Here is a 6,010-nt window from a genome sequence, read left to right on the forward strand (position 1 = left end):
CACTTCAAGTTTGTCAGCAAGGTCTTCAATGTTGCCTTTCTCGAAGATAAGCCCCGTCACCCCATCACGCACCATTTCAGAGAGCGCCGCAACACCAGACACTACAATTGCTTTTTTCATTGACAATGCTTCTAGTGGCTTCATAGGAGATACTAACTCGGTAACAGGCTGAGGCTTTCGAGGAAACGGAGCTATCTCTATCAGTGAATAGTATCTCGGCACGTCCTCGTGAGGTATCCGTCCTGGCATTGTGACCCAATCACCCATACCATTTTCAGCTGCGATATCTTCAATTGCCTTCGTAATTGGACCGCGTTCACTACCAGACGCATTTTCATTTCCAACAAGTAGAAGCCTAAACTCTTTTCCTCGAAGCTTCAACAAACTGCATGCCTGGACCAGATGCTCCAAACCCTCGTATTGGACAAATGTACCGATGTACCCTATCACTGGAATATTTGGAGGGTATCCTAACTCAGCAGCGAGGAGATGATCTTTTTCCGATGGATTGAATTTGGTCACATCGCACGAATTGGGGAGTATCGATATTGTATTACTTTCTACCCCCCGGACACAAAGTTCATTTTTCATGCCTCTTGTCAAAGTAAACACGTGCGCAGCATGTTTCGCAACTTCTGTTTCCAAAATTTTCTGAACATTAAAGGCTGGCTTTTTCGCAAATTCTGGCTCTCGCGAAATTCTTGTAATCTCCCAGAAGCCACGAACCTCATAAATAAACGGCACTCCAAGCCGCTTTGATGCAATCAGGGCTGGAAGTGCTGTAACGTGGTTTGAAGCACCGATTACCAAGCTAGGACGTAATTCCTTTAGTTTCCCTTCGATAATGTCAGCTGCCTGTAACATATAATCTTTCGCGGAATGCTCATCTCTTCTAGGTGAGAGCAACCTCTGATAAGATATTCCATCAATAATGTCTTCCAATGGCACATCAAGTCGCTCATCTTTTGGAGGAACATCGAACGGGTAACCAGGTCTTGTAACGCACGTTACATCATATCCAGCATTAGCAAGTGCAACGGCTAAACCATGCCCCCGGGTTGCGTACCCACCAGAGGAATAAGGTAGGCTATTATGCAGAAAATAAGCAATTTTATCTGAGGCGAAATCGTCAAAAGATAATTTCTGTACATCAAGTTCTTTTAATAAAGAAAGTTGATAAGTTGGGCTGCGATGTAACTTAGTTAAGAATTCTTGTTGTTTTATGGTCGGTTTTTTACCATACTTGTTTTCGAGCCACACACCTGCCTTGGAAGCTTGAAGAAAATCAGAATTTTTCTGACTTGCCCAAAAATGCATACGATAATAGCGTTCTATTTCTCTGATCCCGATAAGGACAGTAGAAATTAGTGCAGACGCATCGTGATTTCCTGATTTATTAAAGTCAGTAGCAGCACTATACAACAATTTCTCGTGTTCAGCAAAGTTACTTACTACACAGTCGACCTCTTCTTTTAAGCTCTCAAGACCGCCTGCTAAATAGGAATTTTTCAAACGCAGACGTATGAAATCAGCACGTTTATTGTCAATTAAACGTTTAAACCTATCTATGATATTCATTTTAAGCCTCTGATGAAGAATTCTCTAGTGTGGAGAGCTTCTGACGCAAGGAGTTGATACTTTTATTAAACCTTCTGCGAAGTTCAGACTCTCTCTTTTTAAAATCTATCTCGACTGCGATTTCAATCAGAGAATTATGTCTTCGATCACACGTAAGCTTGTTCTGCTCACAGTGTCTTCCATATGATTCAATCATACCTACTTTTGACTTCTCAATTGTTCTTTGAAGACTTTCGTGACGGAGATTGTCATCCATGTTCGCCGTCATCAGAGTAGCAGCTCTAGATGGTTTTAGACGTGAAATATTGAGGCATAAGTTCGGGTATCCAAAGAACTCAAACAGACCAGGCATTTTGTGCCCATGCTCTTCAAAATATAAACCAAACACATTTTTAGCACGAAGAACCGCAAATATTATCGCATGAAATCTTGAAGCAACGACAACGTCAACACCATCAAGTATAGATTGATAGTGTTCAATGCTTTTAACTTCGACTATAAAGGTCTTCTCTTTCTTAGAAGGAGCCAAATCAAGTTCCGCAATCAATTTTTCTGCGAGAAATTTATCGTTTACTGTTTGTACTAGAAATTTACATGTACGATAATCTTTCTTCAAAAATCCTTCAATTATCGCCATGTAGCACTGAAACCAACTATCGCTCACATTAATTTCTGACTTCCTTGTTGACCTTTGACGAATTCCCCAGTTCTTCGCTCTAAGCACAAAAGCTAATGCTTTGTTTTCATTCAATTTATGAGGCGCTTTACTTGGAAGAAAAAAAGCTGGATCAGGAAATAGACCTACACTTTCGGAGCCGCTCAAAGTATTAAGAAGCCTTTGAGATCTTCTCTCGCGCGCCGATAGACAGACATCAAAAGCTAACAAGTCAAATATCAGTTTTTTACTTAAGCTCGTTTGAAAAGGCCCAAAAGTCGACGGCATAATGATACATTTTTTCCCAGTAGCTTGAGCTGAAAATACAGGGAGAGTACGCCAAAACAAGACTTCGAAATTATCTTCGTCTTTATAACTAAATAAATGCTCTCCTGCAGCTATGACAATGAGATCAGCATCAAGCGTTTCTGTGTTCTTCAGTAATAATGCTGGATCTAGCGCATACTCCAATGCGCTAGTGTTTTTTGTGGAAAAATTTGTAACTTGGACCTCAGCTTCCGAACCAAAACTCGACTCGGCGTGCTCAAAAAACTTCGATCCACTCGCATTCAATGTCACAAATTTTATTACAGCTGCTGGATAAATCTTTTGAAGCAACTCAGACTGGCCAGTATTGATAGCTAAGTCACCGACATTACTAGCTACGTGACCAAAAAATATTGCTATAGTCTTAACCGGATCCGTTGAAGACTGCTGTTGCTGCTGACTGGTCAACTTGTCCAAATCCCGCGTGTATCAATCACGACTTTAGTGTTCAAGAGTTCTACATCAATTTCTCTGAACTGCTTATGATCGACCAGCATCACAAGTATATCAGCCTCTTGCATTGCTACATCTTCACCAACCAAAGTAGTTCTGCCAATGAACCTCTTTGGAAGCTCGTGAATATTTGGTTCGACTGTAAGAACATCCAAGTCGGCGTTGTCAATCAAAGAATCAACTATTTGCAATGCAGGACTTTCACGTAAGTCATCAATGTCAGGTTTGAATGCCAAACCGAAGCAAGCAACTTTCACTTTATCATCTTTGAGTAATTGTTGGATCTTGGCAGATTTCTCCACTTTACTTACTACCCAGCCAGGTTTTGCATCATTGGTTTCACGAGCAGTCTTAATGATATTAGCTTCTTTGGGGTTAGTTGCCACAATAAACCAAGGATCTACGGCAATGCAATGCCCACCAACACCAGGACCCGGCTGGAGAATATTCACGCGAGGATGACGATTGGCTAATGAAGTAAGTTCCCAAACATTGATATCGAGTTTATCGCAAATAACAGATAACTCATTCGCGAAAGCTATATTCACGTCACGAAAGCTATTTTCAGTTAACTTTGCCATCTCCGCAGTACGAGTATCGGTAACAATGCACTCGCCTTGAACTACTAATTTGTAAAGCTCCACTGCTCTTTGCGAACACGCGGGCGTCATACCACCAATAACGCGATCATTCTCAACCAACTCACGCAGAACGTGCCCTGGTAACACTCTTTCAGGACAATGAGCAATTCGAACATCTGAATCTGCTCCGTGTGTCTGAGGAAATGTCAAATCAGGTCGCTCTTCAGCTAGCCATTCGGCCATTCGTTCTGTAGCACCAACCGGCGAAGTTGATTCTAGAACAACAAGGTCACCAGCCTTAAGAACAGCAGCTATAGTTCGGCTCGCTGCTTCAATAAAGCTAAGATCGGGTATTTTCACACCCTCTAAGCTCGATTTAAACGGGGTTGGCACCGCAATCATAAATGCATCGGCTGATTTTGGTGTAAGTGATGCAAAAAGATATCCTTCAGACACAACTGAACGAACTGCAAGATCTAGATCAGGCTCAGTGATATGTATTTCGCCGCGATTAATCGTTGTTACAGCATGCTCACTAACATCAATACCAATTACTTCAATTTTCCTGGACGCGAACACAGCCGCAGTAGGCAGGCCAATATATCCAAGTCCTACCACCGCAATTTTATCAAATCCTTTTTTGGGTAATTTAGAAGAACCAAGTTCATTAGATTCTATTTTGAATTCATTTTGTATGATTTTATTCGTATTGGGCATTGAGGATAACAGTCCTAAATCTTAATAGCTCATTGATACAAGGAGGATGCAATTCGGGCGCTTGCTTGCCCATCGCCATACGGATTCTGGGACGTTGCAAAAAGAGCATACTCGTCAACATTTTCCAATAGTGCAGACGCTCTCGAAACAATTTTCTTGATAGAAGTGCCAACTAGCTCTGCGCACCCTGCCGCTACACCTTCAGGCCTTTCAGTTACATCTCTCATGACCAAGATTGGCTTTTTCAAACTTGGTGCTTCTTCTTGTATTCCCCCAGAATCAGAGAGGATAAGACGACTGTTCGACATCAAGTAAATGAAACATCGATAATCTTGCGGCTCAGTAAGAAGAACATTGTCACGATCGCCAATTATCCTTTTTACAGGTTCTTGTACGTTGGGGTTAAGATGAACTGGGTACAAGAACCCTACTTCGGGCCAGCGAATACTCAGTTCTTTTATAGCAAAACATATATTTTCGAAGCCTTCTCCGAAATTTTCTCTGCGATGCCCTGTAATCAAAACGTATTTTGAGAACTTATTAGTAAAGTTAGATATCTTAGTGTTTATCTCAGGCGGTTTATTGTTAACGATATCTGCCATATGAAGTAATGCATCAATGCCCGTATTACCAGTCACGTGTACGCAGCCTTCATCAATACCTTCACGCAACAAGTTGTTTTTTGATTCTATCGTCGGAGCAAAATGCTTTGTTGCAACCAATCCAGCCACTCTTCGGTTCAGTTCTTCTGGAAAAGGAGCTGACATATCATAACTACGAAGCCCAGCTTCTATGTGCCCAACTTTGATGCCATGATAAAAAGCACAAAGCGCACCAACCTGAACCGAGGTCGTATCTCCTTGCACGAGAACCCAATCTGGTTGTTTCTCTCTCAAGACTATATCAATCTTATCAAACAATTTTCCAGTCAATGATGAAAGAGTTTGATTAGGTTGCATAATATCTAAGTCTATATCTGGATATATGCCGAAGTCATTAAATATAGACTGTAGCATTTCGCGATGCTGACCAGTCGATACAACCGTTGTTTTTATATCGTTTCGACGCTTGAGTTCATTAATAACCGGCGCCATTTTTATGCCTTCAGGGCGTGTGCCTACAATTACAAGGACATGCATTTTGCAAACTCAATTAGTTAGTTAGATCCACTTGTGAAGTAGCCCTTTTCAAAAGAAGATACAATACTCTCTAGCAAGAAGTATATTGTTTCTGAGCAAAGTTCGAAGCGCTACAAAATTATCTTTTAGGGCAATTTCCGAAGTTCGTTCGATTACTATTCACTTTTCAGACGAAAACCCACATAAATTTTCGATAATATTGCCTTGACAGCCCCTTAACGTTCACTTTTCGATATAAAGGAATAATATGATCGGCAGTTAGGATATCTAACTTTCACCTCCTAGTTTAGAACTGAGAAAATTACCCCCTCCAAGATAGATTACACTCCATAATATAAATTATGAATTTTTACTAACAACACAACAACTTAGTATTATAATTCATGCTATCTTAATACACTTGCTTATATCAAATATTTAACCAGTGTGTAATCCATTAAAATTTTGAGTCTTCTGTATTAAGTACAAGTATTCTATTTTCACATGCTTAAGTTTTGATTGTGTATTATTTCTCTACAACAACTAGGTCCTGTTGACAAAGTTGCGTAGCCATAGACGCG

Annotated in this window: 4 protein-coding genes; all 4 read right to left on the bottom strand. The window is 40.7% G+C overall.

What is annotated here, in order from left to right:
* Positions 1-1,578 (bottom strand): glycosyltransferase family 4 protein (locus tag PsWM33_RS26245; RefSeq protein WP_153040021.1); only part of this gene is annotated, 1,578 nt, incomplete at its 3' end.
* A gap of 1 nt (position 1,579) precedes the next feature.
* Positions 1,580-2,968 carry a polysaccharide pyruvyl transferase family protein gene (locus PsWM33_RS26250; RefSeq protein WP_063302218.1) on the bottom strand — a complete coding sequence of 463 codons (1,389 nt, stop codon included), beginning with the start codon at positions 2,966-2,968 and terminating at the stop codon, positions 1,580-1,582.
* On the bottom strand, positions 2,965-4,311 hold the full coding sequence (gene wecC / locus PsWM33_RS26255) for a UDP-N-acetyl-D-mannosamine dehydrogenase (RefSeq protein WP_082827164.1): 1,347 nt from the start codon (positions 4,309-4,311) through the stop codon (positions 2,965-2,967). The genes PsWM33_RS26250 and wecC overlap by 4 nt, the downstream gene beginning before the upstream one ends.
* Before the next feature lie 29 nt (positions 4,312-4,340).
* Entirely contained in the window at positions 4,341-5,450 is a 1,110-nt protein-coding gene (gene wecB, locus PsWM33_RS26260) for a non-hydrolyzing UDP-N-acetylglucosamine 2-epimerase (protein ID WP_063297011.1), read from the bottom strand.
* Positions 5,451-6,010 lie beyond the last annotated feature (560 nt).

This window comes from Pseudovibrio sp. WM33 (assembly GCF_001623165.1).
Lineage (GTDB): Bacteria > Pseudomonadota > Alphaproteobacteria > Rhizobiales > Stappiaceae > Pseudovibrio.

What these genes read in the sequence shown, in the direction of transcription:
- wecC (WP_082827164.1), bottom strand. Translation starts at nt 4,311, where the DNA reads ATGCCCAATACGAATAAAATCATACAAAATGAATTCAAAATAGAATCT.
- wecB (WP_063297011.1), bottom strand. Translation starts at nt 5,450, where the DNA reads ATGCATGTCCTTGTAATTGTAGGCACACGCCCTGAAGGCATAAAAATG.